At 64.2% G+C, this 17,928-nt stretch carries 19 protein-coding genes; 7 read left to right on the top strand and 12 right to left on the bottom strand.

The window, feature by feature from the left end; all coding sequences use genetic code 11:
• Positions 1–92: 92 nt before the first annotated feature.
• Positions 93–488 (bottom strand): (R)-mandelonitrile lyase, encoded by a 396-nt coding sequence (locus tag IG169_RS08905; RefSeq protein WP_193175844.1) that lies wholly within the window; start codon positions 486–488, stop codon positions 93–95.
• 234 nt (positions 489–722) lie between these two features.
• Here IG169_RS08905 and IG169_RS08900 point away from each other — a divergent pair, with 234 nt between their 5' ends.
• Together IG169_RS08900 and IG169_RS08895 are read left to right on the top strand one after the other, a co-directional pair.
• The gene (locus IG169_RS08900) at positions 723–2,486 is read left to right on the top strand and encodes a sigma 54-interacting transcriptional regulator (protein WP_193175843.1); all 1,764 of its coding nucleotides are present in this window, start codon (positions 723–725) and stop codon (positions 2,484–2,486) included.
• Positions 2,487–2,640: 154 nt separating this feature from the next.
• Positions 2,641–4,440 carry an NAD(P)/FAD-dependent oxidoreductase gene (locus tag IG169_RS08895; RefSeq protein ID WP_193175842.1) on the top strand — a complete coding sequence of 600 codons (1,800 nt, stop codon included), beginning with the start codon at positions 2,641–2,643 and terminating at the stop codon, positions 4,438–4,440.
• Between the two features lie 45 nt (positions 4,441–4,485).
• On the opposite strand, the gene tdh is transcribed toward IG169_RS08895, so the two are convergent.
• The 3 genes from tdh to IG169_RS08880 all read right to left on the bottom strand — a co-directional run bounded on the left by tdh (position 4,486) and on the right by IG169_RS08880 (position 8,096).
• Positions 4,486–5,511, bottom strand: coding sequence for an L-threonine 3-dehydrogenase (tdh, locus tag IG169_RS08890; RefSeq protein WP_193176095.1), 1,026 nt, complete (start codon positions 5,509–5,511; stop codon positions 4,486–4,488).
• A gap of 18 nt (positions 5,512–5,529) precedes the next feature.
• Entirely contained in the window at positions 5,530–6,732 is a 1,203-nt protein-coding gene (locus IG169_RS08885) for a glycine C-acetyltransferase (RefSeq protein ID WP_193175841.1), read from the bottom strand.
• Between the two features lie 83 nt (positions 6,733–6,815).
• Positions 6,816–8,096, bottom strand: a complete 1,281-nt coding sequence (locus IG169_RS08880; RefSeq protein ID WP_193175840.1) for an MFS transporter — start codon at positions 8,094–8,096, stop codon at positions 6,816–6,818.
• Positions 8,097–8,352: 256 nt separating this feature from the next.
• Between IG169_RS08880 and IG169_RS08875 the strand changes: the two genes are divergently transcribed.
• Complete coding sequence (locus IG169_RS08875; protein WP_193175839.1) at positions 8,353–9,069, top strand: hypothetical protein; 717 nt, start codon at positions 8,353–8,355, stop codon at positions 9,067–9,069.
• Between the two features lie 13 nt (positions 9,070–9,082).
• On the opposite strand, the gene IG169_RS08870 is transcribed toward IG169_RS08875, so the two are convergent.
• The 4 genes from IG169_RS08870 to IG169_RS08855 form a co-directional block, all read right to left on the bottom strand.
• On the bottom strand, positions 9,083–10,603 hold the full coding sequence (locus tag IG169_RS08870; RefSeq protein WP_193175838.1) for an AMP nucleosidase: 1,521 nt from the start codon (positions 10,601–10,603) through the stop codon (positions 9,083–9,085).
• 68 nt (positions 10,604–10,671) lie between these two features.
• Positions 10,672–11,316 carry a DUF805 domain-containing protein gene (locus IG169_RS08865; RefSeq protein WP_193175837.1) on the bottom strand — a complete coding sequence of 215 codons (645 nt, stop codon included), beginning with the start codon at positions 11,314–11,316 and terminating at the stop codon, positions 10,672–10,674.
• Between the two features lie 79 nt (positions 11,317–11,395).
• Complete coding sequence (locus IG169_RS08860) at positions 11,396–11,569, bottom strand: hypothetical protein (RefSeq protein ID WP_193175836.1); 174 nt, start codon at positions 11,567–11,569, stop codon at positions 11,396–11,398.
• A gap of 96 nt (positions 11,570–11,665) precedes the next feature.
• Positions 11,666–11,833 (bottom strand): hypothetical protein, encoded by a 168-nt coding sequence (locus IG169_RS08855; protein WP_193175835.1) that lies wholly within the window; start codon positions 11,831–11,833, stop codon positions 11,666–11,668.
• Between the two features lie 282 nt (positions 11,834–12,115).
• On the opposite strand from IG169_RS08855, the gene IG169_RS08850 reads away from it, so the two are divergent.
• On the top strand, positions 12,116–12,361 hold the full coding sequence (locus tag IG169_RS08850; RefSeq protein ID WP_193175834.1) for a hypothetical protein: 246 nt from the start codon (positions 12,116–12,118) through the stop codon (positions 12,359–12,361).
• A 93-nt stretch (positions 12,362–12,454) separates the two neighbouring features.
• Complete coding sequence (locus IG169_RS08845; RefSeq protein WP_193175833.1) at positions 12,455–13,123, top strand: peroxiredoxin-like family protein; 669 nt, start codon at positions 12,455–12,457, stop codon at positions 13,121–13,123.
• A gap of 13 nt (positions 13,124–13,136) precedes the next feature.
• Here the strand turns inward: IG169_RS08845 and IG169_RS08840 are convergent, their stop codons facing one another.
• Positions 13,137–14,054 (bottom strand): LysR family transcriptional regulator, encoded by a 918-nt coding sequence (locus IG169_RS08840; RefSeq protein WP_193175832.1) that lies wholly within the window; start codon positions 14,052–14,054, stop codon positions 13,137–13,139.
• Between the two features lie 277 nt (positions 14,055–14,331).
• On the opposite strand from IG169_RS08840, the gene IG169_RS08835 reads away from it, so the two are divergent.
• The gene (locus IG169_RS08835; protein ID WP_193175831.1) at positions 14,332–15,033 is read left to right on the top strand and encodes a glutathione S-transferase family protein; all 702 of its coding nucleotides are present in this window, start codon (positions 14,332–14,334) and stop codon (positions 15,031–15,033) included.
• Positions 15,034–15,042: 9 nt separating this feature from the next.
• Here the strand turns inward: IG169_RS08835 and IG169_RS08830 are convergent, their stop codons facing one another.
• Together IG169_RS08830 and IG169_RS08825 are read right to left on the bottom strand one after the other, a co-directional pair.
• Complete coding sequence (locus IG169_RS08830) at positions 15,043–15,399, bottom strand: hypothetical protein (RefSeq protein WP_193175830.1); 357 nt, start codon at positions 15,397–15,399, stop codon at positions 15,043–15,045.
• 125 nt (positions 15,400–15,524) lie between these two features.
• Positions 15,525–15,869 (bottom strand): DUF2147 domain-containing protein, encoded by a 345-nt coding sequence (locus tag IG169_RS08825; RefSeq protein ID WP_193175829.1) that lies wholly within the window; start codon positions 15,867–15,869, stop codon positions 15,525–15,527.
• A gap of 410 nt (positions 15,870–16,279) precedes the next feature.
• Between IG169_RS08825 and IG169_RS08820 the strand changes: the two genes are divergently transcribed.
• Positions 16,280–16,546, top strand: coding sequence for a sel1 repeat family protein (locus IG169_RS08820; protein ID WP_193176094.1), 267 nt, complete (start codon positions 16,280–16,282; stop codon positions 16,544–16,546).
• Between the two features lie 144 nt (positions 16,547–16,690).
• Here IG169_RS08820 and IG169_RS08815 read toward each other — a convergent pair whose 3' ends face one another.
• Positions 16,691–17,797 (bottom strand): pyridoxal phosphate-dependent aminotransferase, encoded by a 1,107-nt coding sequence (locus tag IG169_RS08815; protein ID WP_193175828.1) that lies wholly within the window; start codon positions 17,795–17,797, stop codon positions 16,691–16,693.
• Positions 17,798–17,928 lie beyond the last annotated feature (131 nt).

Here is a 17,928-nt window from a genome sequence, read left to right as displayed (position 1 = left end):
TCCGTAGATGCCGGTGATGGTGAGCGTCTTGAAGACGATGGCCTGCCGGTCGGCGACCGTAGGCGTTTGTCGGGATGCCAGATTTACGGGCTTCAGCGCCCATATTGCGTGTCGCTGACCTGTTCCATCCAGTCCACCGCCTTGCCGTCGCGTTTTTCCTGAATGGCGATGTGGGTCATTCCCGTGGTCGCGGTGGCGCCGTGCCAGTGTTTTTCGCCGGGTTCGAACCAGATCACGTCGCCCGGCCGAATTTCCTCCATCGGTCCGCCCTCGCGCTGCGCCCAGCCCAGACCCGAGGTCACGATCAGCGTCTGGCCGAGCGGATGGGTGTGCCACGCCGTGCGCGCGCCGGGCTCGAAGGTGACGCTGACGCAGGCGACGCGGGCAGGGTCCGGCGCGCTGATGACCGGATCGAGGCGGACCGATCCGGTGAAATACTCCGCCGACCCCTTCTCCGAAGGCCGCGAGCCGCTTCGCTTGATGTCCATTTCCGGTCTCCTTTGCTGTGGTGTGCTGTCGTCGGGCATTTGCCGCCGTCATCGTATCAGCAAGCAGAAGGCCGTGTTGTGACCAAGCTTGTCGGACAGGTTTTTCAGGTGGTGAGGGCGAAAGGTGCCGGTCCCGGTGCGGTTTTTGCACCGCCGGGGCGTCTCGATCGGCAAGGATGTGGCAACCGGCGCGCGCTCGGGCTATTCTTCGGCGGCGAGATCAGGGAGGAGCTCGTGCAGGACATCGAACACGTGAAGGAGATCGCTTCCGTTCTCCAGGGCAATTCGACGGGCCGTGACGGGCTGGTCGCGGAGTCGTGGCGAAGATGCGTCGAGTCTTACGGGATGGACCCGGCGCGCGCCGAACCCGCGCATATCGTGACAGACTCCGAACTGCGGGAGCATCGTGAACAGGCCGAGCGGCTGATCGCGATCGCGCGGTCGGGCCTGCAGGAGCTTTTCCGCCAGGTCGCCGGCCAGAACTACGTTCTCCTGCTCGCGGATTCCAAGGGCGTCACGGTGGACTTTTTCGGCGACCGGCGGTTCGAGGACGATCTCCGTTCGGCGGGGCTTTATCTCGGGTCCGACTGGTCCGAGAATCTCGCCGGCACCTGTGGAGTCGGTTCATGCATCGTCACCGGCGAGGCCGTCACGATCCACCAGACGGATCACTTCGGCCTTGCGCACACGCCGCTCTCCTGCACGGCCGCGCCGATTTACGACACCTGCGGCATGCTCTCGGCGGTGCTCGACATCTCGCTGCTGCGATCGGCGGTGCCGAAGTCCGGTCAGAACCTGGCCATGAACCTCGTGCGGACCTCCGCGCGGCGCGTTGAAATGGCGAACCTGATGGCGATGACCCGGCGAAAGTGGGTCCTGCGCTTTTCCGCCAGCCCCGAGTTCATCGAGGTCGATCCCGAGGCCGCGGTGGCGCTCGACGACTCGGGCAGGATCGTCGGTCTGACACATGGCGCCATCGACCTGCTGCGGCCGGCGGCATCCAGTGCCGAAATCATCGGACAGCGGCTCGACGCTCTCATGGAGCTCTCGGTCGACGACCTGCCGGATCTCACGCGCGGACGGCCGGCCGAGGAGCGCGTGATCCGTCTGAAGGATGGCCGCGGCCTGTTCGGCCACGCCATCGCGCCCCAGGCCGTGCCGCTGCCAAGGGCCCGGACCGGCGGCACGCTTCCGGACGGCCTCGCGAGCTTTGCCGGCCCCGATCCCGCGATCCAGCGGATGCTGTCCGAAGCCGCGCGGCTTGCGAGGACGCAGGTGCCGCTTCTGATCGCCGGCGAGACGGGCACCGGAAAGGAGCGGCTGGCGCGCGCGATCCATGCCGGCGCGCCGACGGAACGCGCCTTCGTCAAGCTGCCCTGTTCGGGGATCGACCCGGACCGGTTTGCGGACCTTGAGGCAAGCGACGGCAATATCGGCGGCACGCTGTTTCTCGGTGGCGTCGAGGATCTCGACGAACGGGCGCAGGCGCGATTGTTGGCGCTGGTCTCCCGGCGCGGCGATCTCCGTCTCATCGCCTCGACCCGCACCGACCTGGCGGCGCGAAGCAATGCCGGCCTGTTCCGCAGCGATCTCTTCTTCCGTCTTGCCGGCGCCACGCTGGCCGTCCCGCCCTTGCGCCTCAGGCAGGATTTCGACTGGCTGCTCGACAGGCTGGTGCGCCAGCGCTCGGCCGCAGTGCCGCGCATTTCGCCCGCGGCCAGGGCGGAACTCAAGGCGAGGGCATGGCCCGGCAACATCCGCGAACTCGAAAGCACGCTCGACGTGGCGCTTGCCTTGGCCGAAGGCTCCGCGATCGACGCGACCGACCTGCCGCCGCCGCCGCTGGCCCCGGCCGAGGCGACCGCGCCGGAAGACGATCTCCAGGCGCTGCTCGACGCCTGCGACGGCAACATGGCCCGCGCCGCGCGGCGGTTGGGCGTCAATCGCTCCACGATCCTGCGGCGCGCGCAGAAGCTCGGTCTTTCGCGGTCCGGCTGACGAATCGTTGCGCGAGATCGTTGCGCGGTGTTGCGCGCGCAACGGGCAGCGCATGAAACCGCGCCGATTTCGTCGTTTCGCGCCGAAAATTCTGGCGCAGGACGCGCTTCATGCGCCAGCCTCCTTTCGAGGAAATCGAAAAAGGGAGGAAACCATGCTCGATAAAACCCTGTCCGTTCAGGTTCAGGCGTTCCTGGACAAGTTCGGCGCGGCACTGGAGGCCGGCGATATCGCCGCGGCGCGAGAAATGTTTCTCGATGACTGCTACTGGCGCGATCTCGTCTCCTTCGCCTGGAACATCAAGACGGTCGAAGGCAAGGACGAGGTCGAGGACATGCTGAAGCATCAGCTGTCGTCCGCCAAACCCACCGGCTGGAAAGTCGCCGAAGGCGAGGTTCCGACACAGGAGGACGGCGTCACAACCGCCTGGATCCAGTTCGAGACGGCGGTCGGCCGCGGCTACGGGCTCGTCCGCCTGAGGGACGGCAAGATCTGGACCTTGCTGACCACGCTGGTGGAGCTCAAGGGCTTCGAGGAGCACAAGGGGTTCGACCGGCCGCTCGGCGCCAAGCACGGCCACGGCAAGAACCGCCCGTCGTGGAAAGAGGAGCGCGAGGCCGAAAAGCGGGAGCTTGGCTACACGAAGCAGCCCTATGTCCTGATCGTCGGCGGCGGGCAGGGCGGCATCGCGCTGGGCGCGCGGCTGCGCCAGCTCGGCGTGCCCACCATCATCGTCGAGAAGAACGACAAGCCCGGCGACAGCTGGCGCCGCCGCTACAAGTCGCTCTGCCTGCATGATCCGGTCTGGTACGACCACCTGCCATATATCAAGTTCCCCGAGAACTGGCCGGTCTTCTCGCCGAAGGACAAGATCGGCGACTGGCTCGAGTTCTACACCAATGTGATGGAACTCAATTACTGGACCAGGACCACCTGCAAGTCGGCCAAATACGACGAGAAAACGAAGCAATGGACCGTCGTCGTCGACCGTGATGGCGAGGAGGTGGTGCTCAAGCCGAAGCAGCTCGTGCTCGCCACCGGCATGTCCGGCAAGCCGAACATTCCGAAATTCCCCGGCATGGAGAAATTCAAGGGCGAGCAGCAGCATTCCTCGCAGCATACGGGGCCTGACGCCTATCGCGGCAAGAAGGCGGTGGTGATCGGCTCCAACAACTCCGCCCACGACATCTGCGCCGCGCTCTGGGAGAACGACGTCGACGTCACCATGGTGCAGCGCTCCTCGACCCATATCGTTCGCTCCGACACGCTGATGGATATCGGCCTCGGCGCGCTCTATTCGGAGGAGGCGGTGCGCAACGGCGTGACCACCGAGAAGGCGGATCTCATCTTCGCCTCGCTGCCCTACCGCATCCTGCACGAGTTCCAGATTCCGCTCTACGAGCAGATGAAGGAGCGCGACAAGGACTTCTACGACGCGCTGGAAAAGGCCGGCTTCTGGCTCGACTGGGGCGAGGACGGGTCGGGCCTGTTCATGAAATATCTGCGCCGCGGCTCGGGCTACTATATCGACATCGGCGCGAGCCAGCTCATCATCGACGGCAAGATCAAGCTCAAGCGCGGCCAGGTGACCGAGATCGTCGAGGACGGCGTGATCCTCGACGACGGCACCAAGCTCGAGGCCGACCTCATCGTCTATGCCACCGGCTACGGCTCGATGAACGGCTGGGTGGCGGACCTGATCAGCCAGGACGTGGCCGACAAGGTGGGCAAGTGCTGGGGGCTCGGCTCCGACACCACCAAGGACCCGGGCCCCTGGGTGGGCGAGCAGCGCAACATGTGGAAGCCGACGCAGCAGGAAGGCCTGTGGTTCCACGGCGGCAACCTGCACCAGTCGCGCCACTATTCGCAGTTCCTGTCGCTGCAGCTCAAGGCGCGCATGGAAGGCATCGACACGCCCGTCTATGGCGTGCCGGAGGTTCATCACCTCGGCTGAGCCGATGCGCCGGCCCGTCGGAAACGGCGGGCCGGACTGCAATGATTACCCCCAGTCCAGCACCACCTTGCCGCAATTACCTTCGCCCATCCGCGCGAAGCCTTGCGCGTAGTCGGCGATCGGCAGCCGGTCGGTGATGATGGCGCGCAGATTCAGGCCGGACTGGATCATCGCGATCTCCTTGTACCAGGTCTCGAACATCTCGCGCCCATAGATGCCGGTGATCGTCAGCGCCTTGAAGACGATCGCCTGCCAGTCGGTCGCGATCGGCTTCGTCGGGATGCCGAGTACGGCGATCTTGCCGCCCATGATCATCTGCTCGATCATCTGGGAGAAGGCGGGCGGCGCGCCGCTCATCTCCATGCCGATGTCGAAACCCTCGCGCATGCCGAGCTGCGCGCGCACATCCATCAGATCGGTGGTCGCCGTGTTGACCGGCGTGATGTCGGCGATCCGGCCGGCCAGATCGAGCCGGTCCTGGGCGATGTCGGTCAGGACGACATGGCGCGCGCCGGCGTGCCGCGCCACCATCGCCGCCATGATGCCGATCGGGCCCGCGCCGGTGATCAGCACGTCCTCGCCGACGAGGGGATAGGTCAGCGCGGTGTGGACGGCGTTGCCGAAGGGGTCGAGGATTGCGCCGAGCTCGTCGTCGATGTCGTCGGGAAGCGGCACGGCGTTGAAGGCGGGCAGGCGCAGATATTGCGCGAAGGCGCCGGGAATGTTCACGCCGATGCCCTTGGTTTCGGGATCGAGATGGAACTTGCCAGCCCGCGCCGCTCTGCTGCGGTGTCCGACGACATGGCCCTCGCCGGAGACGCGCTGGCCGATCTTCAGGTCGCTGACCTGCGAGCCGATCTCGACGATCTCGCCGGCATATTCATGGCCGACGACCATCGGCACGGGAATAGTCTTTTGCGCCCATTCGTCCCAGTTCCAGATATGCATGTCGGTGCCGCAGATGCCGGTCTTGCGGATCCTGATCAGGATGTCGTTCGGGCCGATCTCCGGCACGTCGACATCGGTCAGCGTCAGCCCCGGCGCGGCCTCCGCCTTCACAAGCGCCTTCATGGTTGCGTTGGAACCCATTCAAATGACTCCCAGTTCCTTGCCCGCGGAGGTGAACGCGTCGAGGCCGAAATCGAGGTCGGCGCGGGTCAGCGCCGCATTCATCTGCGTGCGGATGCGCGCTTTTCCTTTCGGCACGACCGGGAAGAAGAAGCCCGAGACGTAGACGCCGCGCCGGTCGAGCGCGGCGGCGAATTCCTGCGCCAGCTTCGCCTCGCCGAGCATGACGGGGATGATCGGGTGCTCGCCCGGCAGCAGCTCGAAGCCGGCCTCCGCGAGCCCCCCGCGCCAGTATTTCGCGTTGTCGAACAGGCGGGCGCGTAACTCATCGCCGGCCTCGACGATCTTCAGCACCTCCAGCCCGGCGGCGACGACCATCGGCGGCAGGGCGTTGGAGAAAAGATAGGGCCGGGCGCGCTGGCGCAGCATGTCGATCACCGGCTGGGGACCCGCGACATAGCCGCCGATGGCGCCGCCCAGCGCCTTGCCGAGCGTACCGGTCAGGATCTGCGCCTTGTCGGCGACGCCGTGATGGTGCGGCGTGCCGCGGCCTTGCGGCCCCATGAAGCCGGTGGCGTGGCAGTCGTCGACCATGACCATGGCGTCGTATTGCTCCGCCAGCGCAGCGATTTCCGGCAGTTTCGCCAGATAGCCGTCCATCGAGAAAACGCCGTCGGTGGCGATCATGACGAAGCGGGCGCCGTCGGCGCGCGCTGCCTTCAATTGCGCCTCGAGGTCGGCCATGTCGGAATTGGCGTAGCGGTAGCGCTTCGCCTTGCAGAGCCGGATGCCGTCGATGATCGAGGCGTGGTTGAGCGCGTCGGAGACGATCGCGTCCTCCGGCCCGAGCAACGCCTCGAACAGGCCGCCATTGGCGTCGAAACAGGCGGCGAAGAGAATTGAATCATCCTTTTCGAGAAATGCCGCAAGCGCCTGTTCCAGCTCGTGATGCGAGGCCCGCGTGCCGCAGATGAAGCGCACCGACGCCATGCCGAAGCCGTCGGTGTCGAGCGCGTGCTTCGCGGCCTCGATCAGCCGCGGATCGTCGGCGAGGCCGAGATAGTTGTTGGCGCACAGGTTGAGCACCTCGCGGCTGTCGCCGTTGGCGCGAATGCGGATATGACCCGCCTGAGGCGAGACGATCGCCCGCTCGTGCTTGGTGAGACCGTCGGCCTCGATATCCGCCAGCGTGGCGGTGAGATGGGAAAGAAATGTCCGTGCCATCGAAACGTCTCCCTTGGCCGGGCGGATTGTCGTCCGGAAATTGCGCCGGTTCTGCGACAATCCCGCCGCGCCGTGACGATTTGCTAGCCGTTCTCGTCTTCCGGCAGTTCCTCGACGCGCTCCTGCTCGATTTCCTGTTCCTCGGCGCGCGGATCGAGCGACGCGGTCTCCGTCGTCGACATGCGCGCCGGATGGGCGGGCACGAAGTCGGCTTTCTGCGGCGGCGCGACGCGCTGGCGGATGCGCCACAGCGCGTAGGCGATCAGGGTCAGATGCGCGCCGGCGATGGCGATGAACAGGCCGGACGGGCCGGTCGCCGACATGGTCACGCCGGCGATCAGCGGTCCGGCGATCGATCCGACGCCGTAGAGCAGCAGCAATCCGCCGGAGGTGCGCAGGAAGTAGTTGTCAGGCGCGTGGTCGTTCGCATGCGCGACGACAACCGGATACATCGAGTAGATGCAGGCGCCGAACAGGGCGGCGGCCGCGAGCACGACCGTGGGCGAGGTGGGCTGGACGGCGGCGAGGAAGATGTCGACGGCAAGCGCCACCGCGGCGATCGCGACGAGGACGACGCGGCGGTCCATGCGGTCGGAATAATAGCCGATCGGCACCTGGGCGCCCGCGCCGGCGAGGATTGACAGGCTCATGAACAGGGCGATCGCGCTGACGCTGAGATCGATCTGTTCGCCATAGACCGCGCCGAGTGTGCCGAAGGAGGAGTTGGAGATGCCGATCAGCACCACCGAGGCGACGGCGACCGGCGAATTGCGCCACAGCGTCTTCAGGTCGAGCGAGGCGCCGACCAGCGGATTGGGCGCGTGGCTGGCGTAAAGCCCGCTCGGCAAGAGCGCCAGCGCATAGAAGATCGCGGCGACGACGAAGAACAGGTGCGTCGAGGTCTCGCCGGTCGTCAGCGCCATCTGGCCGAGCGTCGTCGCCGCCAGGTTGACCATGGTGTAGAGGCCGAAGACGCGGCCGCGCGAGGCGGCCTCGGCGCGCTCGTTGAGCCAGCTCTCGACGATCATCGCCGCGCCCGCGAAGGCAAAGCCCGCGACGCCGCGCAGCGGGATCCACGCCCAGGCCTCGATGACCAGCAGCGAGGCCAGTACCGAGATGACGGCAAGCGCGGTCATCGCGCCGAAGGCGCGGATATGGCCGACGCGCGCCACCGTGCGCGGCATCATCAGGCAGCCGAGGATGTAGCCGATCGCCCAGCCAGTGCCGAGCAGGCCGAGCGAGAATGAGGAAAAGCCTTCCTGTGATCCGCGCACGGGCAGGATCAGCCCGTTGACGCCGCCCGCGAACATCAGCAGGGCGGAGCCGATCATCAGCGGATAGACGGCGCGGGGCAGGAAGGGCATGGACGGGTCCGGTTCGGAATCGAGGTCGGTGGGAAGCCTATTGCGAAAATGCTTCGCTATCCAGACCGGAAGGGCCGGGTGCATAAACCCCGGCTTCAATCGGTTGCCGGCATGTCCTGGCGATTTTCTGACGCGGGGAGGCTGCCTCCCCGGCGGCGTCAATATCCGGTTAACCGTGACTGGGTGCAACCTTTGATTGCAAGGTGATGTTTACTGTTGTGAGGGACGGTGATTCCGCTTTTCAAGGAGGCGGAAAATGTTTGGAAAAAGACAGGCGGCTTTCGGCCGCAGGCAGGGCACGGGATCAGGGCAGGGCGCAGCCGTTCCGCCGCATCCCGGTCCGGATCCGGACGGCGTCAGGCGCGTCATCCCGAAAGAAGTCTGGGACGGGCCGCAGGGCGAGTTTCTGCGCGAGATCGGCGTGACGCCGGACGACCCGTCCAATGTCATTCCGGGCAGTAATCAGTTGCAGGCGCGTCACGACCGTCTTTACGAGGATGAAAAGCGTTTCATCGCCAAGGTGAATTCGCAACTTCCGCACGAGGTCTCGCCCTGGGCAATGATTCCGTGGCCAGTTTGGCAAGGCCAGCACGGCGATTTCCTTCTCAAGACGCTGGAAACATTCCCGATCGGCCCGTGGAACACGATGTTGCTTCCCGTAACGGAGAAGGGCGCGCTGGTCTACGACCTGCCGAAGCATCCGATGTCCGTCGATCCGAGCCAGGCAGCCGCCGCCGAAAGGCTGATCGGCGAGATTCGCGCAGAGGTGGTCAGGGCACATGAGGAAACAGGCCGCCGGCTGGAGGCGGGCGACACCGGTTCCCTCGGCGAATTCCACGACAAGGTGGAAAAGGCCAAGGCCGACGTGCGCGGTCTGGCCTTCTTCATCGGCTCGAAAGTGTTCGGAGACAAGGTCTGGCAGCGCCACATGGACCTGTTCGGCGCGACGCTCGGCTGGATAAAACCCTCGTGATCGGTGGACGGCGTTACTGGAACGCCGTCTCGTTGAATGAGCGCAGTTTGCGTGAATGCAACCGTTCCGGCGGCATCTGCGCCAGTTTCTCCATCGCCTTGATGCCGATGATCAGGTGCTGCGAGACCTGCCGCTTGTAGAAGTCGGTCGCCATGCCGGGCAGCTTCAATTCGCCGTGCAGCGGCTTGTCGGAGACGCACAGAAGCGTGCCGTAGGGCACCCGGAAGCGGAAGCCGTTGGCGGCGATGGTCGCCGATTCCATGTCGAGCGCGATGGCCCTTGACTGGGAGAGCCGGCGCACCGGCCCGCGCTGTTCGCGCAGTTCCCAGTTGCGATTGTCGATCGTGGCGACCGTGCCGGTGCGCATGATCTTCTTCAGTTCGTAGCCGGTATAGCCGGTCACTTCCGCGACCGCCTGTTCCAGCGCCACCTGCACCTCGGCCAGCGGCGGCACCGGCACGGAGAGCGGCAGGTCGTCGTTGAGGACATTGTCCTCGCGCACATAGGCGTGGGCGAGAACGTAATCGCCGAGGTTCTGCGAGTTGCGCAGGCCGGCGCAGTGGCCGAGCATCAGCCAGGCATGCGGGCGCAGCACGGCGATGTGGTCGGTGATCGTCTTGGCGTTGGACGGGCCGACGCCGATATTGACCATGGTGATGCCGGTGCGGTCGTCCTTCATCAGGTGGTAGGCGGGCATCTGCGGCAGCCGCGCCGGGACGACGCCGGAGGCGGGGGATTTCTCGCCCGAAGGCGTGGCGAGATTGCCCGGCTCCACGAAGGCGGTGTAGCCGCCTTCGCCTTTCGCGACGATGTCGCGCGCATACTGGCAGAATTCGTCGATATAGAACTGGTAGTTGGTGAACAGCACGAAATTCTGGAAATGTGACGGGCTGGTCGCCGTGTAGTGGGCGAGGCGGTGCAGCGAGTAATCGACGCGCTGCGCGGTGAACGGCGCCAGCGGCAGCGGATGGCCCGGCTCAGGCTCGAAATTGCCGTTGACGATGTCGTCATTGGTGGTGTTGAGATCCGGCACGTCGAAGGTATCGCGCAGCGGCCGCATCAACGCGTCCGCATTGGCCTGCTCGATATAGGTGCCTTCCAGGAACGCGAAATGCAGCGGGATCGGCGTGTCCGACTCGCCGACCTTCACCGGCACGCCGTGATTGCGCATGATCAGCGCGATCTGCGTTTCAAGATAATCCGCGAACAGGTCCGGCCGCGAGATCGTGCCGGTATAGCGCCCCGGCGCGACGACATGGCCGTAGGCGAGCCGCGAATCGACGTGGCTGTAGCTTTCGGTCTCGAATTCGAGCTGCGGGTAGAAGGCGCGCACCCGGTTGCCCGGCGTATCGCCGCGGCTGATGGCCTCGAAATGCTCGCGCAGCCAGCCGGTATTGCGCTCGTAGAGCGCTTTCAGGGCCGCGACGGCTTGCCTGGCGTCGGTGAAGGATTGCGTCTCGAAGGCCGGCGGCAGGTCGCAGCCGGCGCTGGAGACGGGGTTTTGCGGCAGTGTTTCCAGTGTCTGTATAGTCATGGCGTTATATAGACGCGAAATGACTACAGGAAAATGGCGTTTGTTCTATTTCCCCTGCGGCAGCCGGCTTATGCCGGCCCGAACTCGTTCTCGCCTTCGTTGCCGCGGCTCGCCCACCAGACGATCAGCACGATGATGCCGATGAGCGGGATGAGGACGAGCAACTGCCACCAGCCAGACCGGCCGGTATCGTGCAGACGGCGCGCGCCGACGGCAAGCGACGGCACCAGCACGGCGAGCCCGTAGAGATTGCTGAGCGGCGAGACGTCGCCCAGCCCGAACACCATGCTGTCAACAAGGCCCAGAACCAGCTGGGCGATGAAATTGAACAGCGCGAAATACCAGAACTCCGGACGCCGCGCACGACCGCGAAACGAGGCGTATTTGTTGAAGCAGGTCCTGACCGCATCCATCATTTGCGTCGGGTGCTCCGGCGAGGCCTGATTTCCGGCCTGCGCCGTGTTGGCGGGGGCGGTCATGTCGCGCGCGGGCGATGGTGGCGGGGGCGGCGGCGTGGCGGGCCTCGACCAGGCCGAGGGCATGAGTTCGTCGGGCAGGGCGGCGGCGGCGGGCTGCCAGTCGGTCATGCCGTCGCGCCAGATCAGCGTATCGGGGCCGATGGTGTCGGTTCCGATCAGCATGTCGAGTTCTGCCGCGTCGATCGGGCCCTTTTGTTCGCCCTGGCTGGCATAGAACCAGATCTTCTCGTCCATTCGTCGGTCCCCCGTTTCGGATTTCGTCTCGTTTCCGAGGCTAGGCAGATATCCGGTCGCCGTAAAGCGGCTGTGACGATCACGCGTTGCGCAGGATTGAAACATAGAGGACGAAACCGGCGCCCGAAAGCTTGCGCGCCGTGTTGTCCTGGGCGGCGGCGAAACCGGCCAGCGGGCCGATCATGAAGATGGCAAGCGCCGCTGCACGGACGAGGATGCGGAGAGACTGGTAGGTGTGGCGGCCGGTTTTCATGATCGTTTCCCTTCAGGTGTTGAAGGGACAATGACAGCCACGCGCTGAACCAACCCTGAGACCGCCGTTCAGACGGCGTTCATGTTGCCGGCGCGCTCAGCGGACAAGGCGCAGGCAATCCGGATTGACGCCGAAGGGACAGGCGCGCGCGGCCTCGGCCTTCCAGGGGTAAGGCGCCTGGCTGGTTTCCTGGATCAGCATGGCAAGACCGCCGCCGGCGAGCGCGGCGGCAAGACAGACGACGGTGAAGCGGCGGGTAAGCATGGCGGGGACCTCATCGGTTTTTCGCCATGATCGCGCCGTCCGGCTGAACCGCCGCTGAGAAAGCCGTTCAGCCACCGTTCAAGTTTATTAATTCCTGAATGGAATGAAACATATGAATATTGGCTCACTACCATATTCTGTTGGCATCAATCATATCACGGTCATCGAAACGACGCGGCGGCCGGCTCCTCCCTGACCTCCCTCCCGGACACCGGCCGCCGCGGTCTTCGATAGCCAGCCGGAAGGCTGGATCGTTTACGAAGATTTGAAAGGAACAAAATTATGAAAACGATTCTCGCTACTGCCATCGTCGTGCTGTCCGCCACCGCGGGTGCCTATGCCGACTCGAGCCGTCTCGATGTTTACCCGCAGCCCGAAGTGAACCGCACGGTCGACTACTCGGCGACGGCCGCCATCAGCAAGGGTGACTCGGACGCGCGCGCCGACCGCGCCGCGGACCGCGCCTCCGCCAACCACCGCATGTCGTTCTTCCACAGCCCCCGCATCACCGATAACTATGCGGAATAAGAACCGGCATTCCGGATAACAACCGATCGCCGGGGATGTACACATCTCCGGCGATCTTGTTATTCTGGGAAAGGCCTTCAACCGGGAAAGACAATGTCCCTGAACAAGCGACTGCAATTCCTCCGCGATTCAATGGCGCGCAACGCCGGACCGAAGATCTCGGCCGTTTGCGCGCAGGCGGCGGAAAACCAGACGCGCCTCGCCACCGAGGAGGGGACGGTTTTGCACTGTCCGAAGACGGTTCCCGACGTCACGCTGATCACCGCCGACGGCAGGACGCAGCCGGTGCGCGACCTGATCGCCGGAAAGCCCGCGGTTCTCCTGTTTTTCCGCGGCGACTGGTGTCCCTACAGCACGACATCGATGCGGGCCGTCGAGGAGATCCGCGCCGATCTCGCCGGACACGGCGTGATCATTGTCGGCATCACGCCGCGCCACCATTCGGCGCTGGCCGCGGCGGCATCGAAAAACATGCTGGGCTATCAGCTCCTGACCGATCCCGAGCAGAAGCTGATCGAGGCGATGGGCATCCGCTCCCATACCATCGACGAGATGGTCGCCCTCTATCAAAGCGCGGGTATCGATCTTTCCAAGCTGAATGAATCGGGCGACTGGTCGCTGCCGCTGGAAGCCACCTTCCTCGTTTGTCCGGACGGCTCTATCTGCTGCGCGAATGCCTTTCCGCATCCGAGCCGGCGCATGGAGCCGGCCGAAATTCGCGACCGGATGCTTGAAATGCTGCAGCAACGCGCAACCGTCTGAACGCGCCCCGTATTCACACGAGGCCGAGACCGCCGGTCATCGTCGGATCGAGGCTGATCTCGTGCTGCAGGAACTCGATCATCGCGCGGACCTTTGCCGGCGTGTAGCGCCTCGACGGATAGACCGCATGCATCGAAAATGACGGTTTCTCATAATCGTCGAAAAGCGTCTCCAGCGTCTCGTTCTCCCACAGGTCCGGAAACAGCCAGCTCGGCATCATTGCGATGCCGAGGCCGGACAGGACCGCCTGACGCAGCGCGTCGGAATTGTTCATGCGCAGACGCCAGTTGACGCCGATCTGCCGCGTCTGGCCATCCTCGGTGAACGGCCACTGGTCGCCTTCCGGAATTCCGCCGAAGACGAGGCAATTATGGTCCTTCAGATCCTCCGGCTTCTGCGGGCGCCCCCACCGGTCGAGATAGGCTTTCGACGCGATGACGATCATGCGCATCGTGCCGAGACGCCGGGCAATCAGGTTCGGCTCCTGCGGTTCACCGAAGCGGATCGCCAGGTCGAGCCCCTGTCCGACCATGTCGACGATGGAATCCTGCAGGATAAGGTCGATGCGCAGGTCCGGATAGCGGGCGCCGAGAAGGCGGAGCCGCGGCACGAGATGCATGCGGGCAAAGCTCGCGCTTGCCGTCATCCGCAATACGCCCGTCACGTGGCCCTCGCGACCGCGCGATTGTTCCACCGCTTCGTCGACCGCCTCGATGGCGGCGCGCGCGTAGCCGAGGAATTCCACGCCCTCGTCGGTCAGCGTGAGCGAGCGGGTCGACCGCTGCAACAGACGCTCGCCCAGATAGTCCTCCAGTGCGGCGATCTGCTTCGAGACCGCCGGCTGGCCGACATGGAACTCGCGCGCCGCCGCCGAAAAGCTCTCTGTCTCCGCGACCCGCACGAATGTCCTGAATGCGGCGATGATATCCATGCAATCATTCCATTGAAGAATAATTCATATGCGTCAAGACGGTATTATCTTTCATTTGGAATTCAATAGTCTTGATGATGCCGAAACGGCGCGGTGGCAGGAAATGCCCGCCCTCTCCCCCTCCGGGCCACCGTCCGTTTCGGCGATGGAAGCGGAAATCTCCCGGTCCGGGACAGCCGGCGCTCCGCAAAGGTTTTATTCGGGCGCGCAACCGTTGCCCTTGCCGATCGACGAAACGGGCCGGCTGTCAGGCCGCACAAACTCCAGAACCGAATTCATGACCGAACAGACGAAGCCCATCGCGCTCTATTACTGGCCGACGCCGAACGGATGGAAAATCAGCATCATGCTGGAGGAACTCGGCGTTCCCTACGAGATCAAATACGTCAATATCGGCAAGGGCGAGCAGTTCGAGCCGTCCTTTCTGGCGATTTCGCCGAACAATCGCATGCCCGCGATCGTCGATCCGGAAGGGCCCGGCGGCGAACCGATCTCGGTCTTCGAAAGCGGCGCCATTCTGCAATATCTCGGCCGCAAGTTCGGCAAGTTCTATCCCGCCGACGAACGCAAGCGCGTCGAGGTCGATGAGTGGCTGTTCTGGCAGGTGGGCGGGCTCGGCCCGATGGCCGGCCAGGCGCATCATTTCCGCCAGTATGCGCCGGAGAAGATCGATTATGCCTATGACCGCTACACCAACGAGGTAAACCGGCTCTACGGCGTCATGAACAAGCGCCTCGCCGACCGGGAATTTCTCGCTGGCGACTATTCGATCGCCGACATGGCCTGCATCGGCTGGGTCAAGCCCTACAAAAACCAGGGCCAGGACCTCGACGACTTCCCGAACCTGAAGCGCTGGTTCGAGACCATGCTGGCGCGCCCGGCGGTCGATGCGGGGCTGCAGGTCGGTGAGGAGCACCGCCGCAACATCGCCAATGACCAGCAAGCCAAGAAAGTCCTGTTCGGCCAGCGCACAGGCTGACGCTCTGGGTCAGCAGCCGTATTTGAAACGCACGGTCTTCTTGTCGGAGAAAGTGTGGAAACAAGTTCCGCCTTTCCGGTAAACAAGGCCGCGCGCACCACACCGCATGGTGCCCGACGGGACGCCTTGCTCGCAGAAAAGGCCGTCGCGGATCTCCCAGCGAACGGCGAAGTTCTGGGTGGGGCCTCCCCCGTAGGGTTTCCAGGTGAGGAGTTTCCGCCCGTCGGCCTTGTACCGGGTCTTGTAGGTACCCAGCCTGGAGCCGTTGTCCTTGTAGGCGGTGCCGGAAACGGTCTTTCCGGCAAGCAGCTCGACGTATTGGCTGTCATTGACAGGGTGCGCGCCGGCGGGAAGCTTTTCCGCCAATGCCGGGGATGCCGACCCGGCAGCAACACCGAATGCGAACGGCAGCAGCCGATGAAGATTGAGCTTTTTGTGAACCCTCATCGTTGACCTCTTTTCGGGATGCCGGCCGTTCCGCCGAACAGGATCTACTGGCGTTGCCAGTCCTCGCCCTTGCAGATCAGTCCGCCGAGGACGCAGCCCTGCAGGCTCATCGTGCCGCCATTTACCTTGGCCTTGCCCTTGTAGGTCTTGTTTTCGGCCAGATCGGTGATCTTGCCGGTATAGCTGCCGCCGCTGCCCGTCATCGTGCCGATTGACTTGCCCTTGTATTCGCCGGATTGCACGATGCCGCAGAATCCGCCGCCGCACGGCTGGAACCTGACCAGCGCTCCGGTGCTGGGACGCAGCCAAACGCCTTCGATCGGCTCGGCAAGCGCCGGGACGGCGAGCAGGCCGGTGATCGCGCCGGCGAGAACGAGTTTTCGGATCATCTGTTCCTCCCGATTGGACGGCCGGTCCCCGCGACCGCGCCATCGATTTTGACCCACACGTAAAAGTAATCGCAAACCGGGCGGCTTGAAAAGCGTGTTTCCGCCGCCGCCGCTCTCTAAAGCGCGGAAAACGCTACGCGGCAATCGTGCACACGGTTAGCAAATGCTTTCCGTAGCGCCTGGAAATTGTCGATAATAATCCGTTGAAATTAAGCAAAAACAATGGCTTGGAGAGTTAATGCAAAGTCAAGTTTACGAAGAATTTGAACTTTGTTTGCTCGAAATTAAGCACGCTTTTTAGCAAGCGATTCAATCCGCTGCTGCATGCTCCAGACCATCGGACCGAACCGCACGAACACGAAAGAATGGCGGCCTCGGTAGACGAAACAGGGATTAACGGGATCAATACGATGGCACGCATCGAGATGGAAAATGCAGACATGGCGGCTCTCGGAGCAGCGAACAATGCCGACATCCTTTTTGAGATGGGCATGATGTACGCGACGGGCCGCGAATGCGACGTGGACATGATCGCCGCGCACAAATGGTTCAATATCGCCGCGATCAAGGGATGCTCGCGCGCCGCGATGCTGCGTGCCGAAGTCGCCGAGACGATGACGAAGCCCGACCTTGCCCGCGCGCTGCGTGAAGCGCGCGAATGGATGACCTGCCACTAAAAACGGTCATCCCTGCACGTCCTTCCGGGGGAAGGGGCCCCGGGACGGGGCAGATCGCGATGTCATGGGGATGGATCGCGGTCGGTTCCGTCCCGGACTCTCGGGTCCGGCACCATGCTTGCGCGCGCTCCGGCCCCGTCCGGCCTATCGGGCGGCCTTCAGCGCCTCCGGCAGCGCATTTCCGAAATAGTCGAGTTCGTGCGGCAGGCCGCAGCTGACCCGGATGCAACGGTCGATACCGGGCGCCATCGGCTTGCGGATGAAGACGTCGCGGGCGTTCAGCTCCTGCAGGATGCGCATCGCGTATTCGCCGTCGCGGCCGCAATCGAATGTCACGAAATTGGTGGCCGATACGATCGGCTTGAGCCCGTTGGCGACGCCGATGGCGGCGATGTGCTTGCGCGCGGCCTCGAATTGCGTCGTCACCTGCGCCAGCCAGGTCTGGTCGGAAAGCGCGGCGAGCGCGCCGTGCTGCGCCATGACATTGACGCCGAAATGGTCGCGGACCTTGTGATAGTTGAGGCACAGATCCGCCGGGCCGATCAGGTAGCCGACGCGCAGCCCGGCCAGTCCGTAGGCCTTGGAAAAGGTGCGCATGCGCACGACATTGGCCCGGCTCGTGTCGAGCCGCGGGATCGCGGTGTCGGGCGCGAGTTCGCCATAGGCTTCGTCGAGGATCAGCAGCGTTTCCTCCGGCAGCGCGTCGATGAAGGCCTCGATGGCGCCGGCGCTCCACCAGGTTCCCATCGGATTGTCCGGATTGGAGAGATAGACGATCTTCGCTTTCTCACGCCGTGCCGCACCGGCGAGCGCGTCGAGATCCTCCTTGTCATCGCGATAGGGCACCGTGACGAGGCGGCGGCCGTAGCCGGCAACGTGGTAATTGAACGTCGGATAGGCGCCGAGCGAGGTGACGATCGCGTCGCCGGTGTCGGAAAAGATGCGCACCGTCACGCCGAGCAGGTTGTCGATGCCCGATCCGACGACAATCTCGTCCATATCGACACGGAGATGGGCGGCAAGCGCCTCGCGCAGGTCCCAGACCTCGGGATCGCAATATTTCCAGACCTCCTCGCGCGCCACCCGGTCCATGGCCGCGATCGCCTGCGGCGATGCGCCGTAATTGCATTCATTGGCGCCGAGGCGCGCCTTGAAAGGGCGGCCGTTCTGACGTTCGAGCCGTTCCGGCCCGACAAAGGGGGTGGCGGAGGGCAGGGAAGCGACGAGCGGATTGGCTTTCGGCATGGGCATCTCCGTCTGCGATCAGTCCAGCAAGCCGTACTCGGCGCCGCTGTCAAGCGTAGCCACCTGTAACAAACCGGCATAAGCGCAAATAAACTTTGGAAAAAACGGCACGATCTTATGCGTAGGAAGGCTTCGCC

Source organism: Oricola nitratireducens, from assembly GCF_014904745.1.
GTDB classification, from domain to species: domain Bacteria; phylum Pseudomonadota; class Alphaproteobacteria; order Rhizobiales; family Rhizobiaceae; genus Oricola; species Oricola nitratireducens.
This window is presented reverse-complemented; position numbering and strand designations above follow the sequence as displayed.

Coding starts and splice junctions, on each gene's coding strand:
- IG169_RS08895 (WP_193175842.1), top strand. CDS start 2,641: ATGCTCGATAAAACCCTGTCCGTTCAGGTTCAGGCGTTCCTGGACAAG.
- IG169_RS08825 (WP_193175829.1), bottom strand. CDS start 15,869: ATGATCCGAAAACTCGTTCTCGCCGGCGCGATCACCGGCCTGCTCGCC.
- IG169_RS08855 (WP_193175835.1), bottom strand. CDS start 11,833: ATGCTTACCCGCCGCTTCACCGTCGTCTGTCTTGCCGCCGCGCTCGCC.
- IG169_RS08880 (WP_193175840.1), bottom strand. CDS start 8,096: ATGCCCTTCCTGCCCCGCGCCGTCTATCCGCTGATGATCGGCTCCGCC.
- IG169_RS08885 (WP_193175841.1), bottom strand. CDS start 6,732: ATGGCACGGACATTTCTTTCCCATCTCACCGCCACGCTGGCGGATATC.
- IG169_RS08845 (WP_193175833.1), top strand. CDS start 12,455: ATGTCCCTGAACAAGCGACTGCAATTCCTCCGCGATTCAATGGCGCGC.
- IG169_RS08870 (WP_193175838.1), bottom strand. CDS start 10,603: ATGACTATACAGACACTGGAAACACTGCCGCAAAACCCCGTCTCCAGC.
- IG169_RS08820 (WP_193176094.1), top strand. CDS start 16,280: ATGGCACGCATCGAGATGGAAAATGCAGACATGGCGGCTCTCGGAGCA.
- IG169_RS08865 (WP_193175837.1), bottom strand. CDS start 11,316: ATGGACGAGAAGATCTGGTTCTATGCCAGCCAGGGCGAACAAAAGGGC.
- IG169_RS08875 (WP_193175839.1), top strand. CDS start 8,353: ATGTTTGGAAAAAGACAGGCGGCTTTCGGCCGCAGGCAGGGCACGGGA.
- IG169_RS08860 (WP_193175836.1), bottom strand. CDS start 11,569: ATGAAAACCGGCCGCCACACCTACCAGTCTCTCCGCATCCTCGTCCGT.
- IG169_RS08905 (WP_193175844.1), bottom strand. CDS start 488: ATGGACATCAAGCGAAGCGGCTCGCGGCCTTCGGAGAAGGGGTCGGCG.
- IG169_RS08850 (WP_193175834.1), top strand. CDS start 12,116: ATGAAAACGATTCTCGCTACTGCCATCGTCGTGCTGTCCGCCACCGCG.
- IG169_RS08835 (WP_193175831.1), top strand. CDS start 14,332: ATGACCGAACAGACGAAGCCCATCGCGCTCTATTACTGGCCGACGCCG.
- tdh (WP_193176095.1), bottom strand. CDS start 5,511: ATGAAGGCGCTTGTGAAGGCGGAGGCCGCGCCGGGGCTGACGCTGACC.
- IG169_RS08840 (WP_193175832.1), bottom strand. CDS start 14,054: ATGGATATCATCGCCGCATTCAGGACATTCGTGCGGGTCGCGGAGACA.
- IG169_RS08815 (WP_193175828.1), bottom strand. CDS start 17,797: ATGCCCATGCCGAAAGCCAATCCGCTCGTCGCTTCCCTGCCCTCCGCC.